We start from the raw sequence: 1844 nt of genomic DNA on the forward strand, positions 1-1844 counted from the left end.
CTAGGAGCCTGCTGAACAAGGCGTCTATCTGACGGCGGGTTGGACGTGGGTGGCGGGTGGGACGCCGCCGCGGCTGTCGAGCCGCGAGTGTGAGTCAGCGCAGTTGAGTGCGACAGCGGGGTCGTGGCGCTTGTCTGAGGGTCGTGGTGGACCCGTGTGGTTTGGTGTTCAAGCTCGTTCCGGGGCTGGTCAGGCGATCGCCCAGCCGGTGTTGCCGAAGCTGAGGCCGAGGTTCAGGAGGCGGCGGAGGTTGATCGCCGCGACTCGTTGGTGGAGCCAGTTGTCGTTCTTCGTGACGCCTCGGTAGGGCACTTTGCGGTTGCCTCGGGCCAGCCACGCGATCGTGCGTTCGACCATGGGCCGGTACCGGCGGTAGGTGGCTTGGAAGCCCTCGCCGGCGGCCCGTTGGCGGTGTGCGCGTTGCAGCAGGTCGTGGGGGTGCAGCTGGATGGTGCGGCCTTTCGCGGCGGTCGTGCATCGCTGCCTGAACGGGCAGGCCCGGCAGGCGATGCCGAACACCGCCTTGCGGGTCTTGGTGATGGTCTTCGTTACTCCTGCTGGGCAGGTCAGGGTGCCGGCGGCAGGGTCGTGGGTGAAGTCGTCGATGGTGAACCCGTCCTCGACGGCCGGCCGGATCGGCCAGGGTTTGACCAGCGGCACCCACCTCTTGGCCTCAAGGACGGCGAGCATGTCGCCGGTGGCGTAGGCCGAATCGCCCAGCACCTCGACCGGGCTGTCGATGGTCGGATCAGCCACCACCAGCCTGGCACCGACGGTGGCGTCGCTGTTGTCCGGCCCGGCGGCCTTGGTCAACTCGACCATGGTCGCGAGGCCGGTGTCGGGCTCGATCACCACGTGGGCCTTGAACCCATCCTGGCGGCGCTCCACGGTCTTGTGCGCATGCCGCGCATCAGGGTCGACCGTTGAGATGACCCGGTCCGGGGCGACCCGGCGGGCGATCCGCCACCGGCCATCCGTGCCGACGGAACCCTCGGCTGGTTCAACATCCTGACCGGCCACCAAGGCGAGCAACGCGACCGCCTCGGCCGGCTTGCCGCCAGCAGCCGTGATCGCTTCGGCGTCCAGGCCGGCGAGCAGGGCGAGCGCGTCGTTGACCAGCGCCGTGACCAGTTCGTCGCGGGCCTGGCGGTCGTCCCACGCGATCCGCGGCTTGCCGGTGCTGTCGTACCCCTGGCCGGTCAGCGCGGCCAGCCGGGTGCAGCGCTGCTCGATTACCTGCTGGGCGCCGGGCACCTCCCGGCCCACCCGGCGCACCTGCGCGATCAGCTGGGTGACCGTGTCCTGCCTTGCCACCGCGTCATCCAGAATCGTCGAGTCCAGGGCACGCCGCGTCCGGCCCTTCACCGCACCCGTGGCGTCAATCACGTCCCGGACCACCTCGAAGATCCGCTGCGGCCGCTCCGACGCTGCCAGCCGAGCCCGCCACACCGTCAACGACGACGCATCAAACGCCTTCTTGTCGACCGGGTAGCCACACGCCGCTTTCCACCGCAGGTCGAACGTGAGCGCTTCGACGGCTTCCCGATCGGACAAACCGTTCAATGCCTGCAGCACGATCACCGAGGCGATCACCTCGCCCGGGATCGATGGCCGGCCCCGCCCCGACGGGAACAGGTCGGCGAACAACGCGTCCGGGAACAGGCGGTGCCGGTGCTCGGCCAAGAACCGGAACACGCTGCCAGCCGGCAACAAATGCCCCGCCAGCGACTCCACGTCCAACACATCCCGCTGCGGACTCGACTCACCCTGCACAACCCAACAATTCCAGCCAGCTGCCGGTCAGTCCCGTGGGCACGCGGACAGATTGTTCAGCAGGCTCCTAG

At 68.9% G+C, this 1844-nt stretch carries 1 protein-coding gene; it reads right to left on the reverse strand.

The window, feature by feature from the left end; translation table 11 throughout:
• Positions 1–189 precede the first annotated feature (189 nt).
• Positions 190–1773: an IS1182 family transposase gene (locus IFY26_RS17490; protein ID WP_188334847.1), complete on the reverse strand. Its 1584-nt coding sequence runs from the start codon at positions 1771–1773 to the stop codon at positions 190–192.
• Between the last annotated feature and the right edge of the window lie 71 nt (positions 1774–1844).

It is taken from the genome of Propioniciclava soli (genome assembly GCF_014858005.1).
In the GTDB taxonomy this organism is placed as follows: Bacteria; Actinomycetota; Actinomycetes; order Propionibacteriales; family Propionibacteriaceae; genus Propioniciclava; species Propioniciclava soli.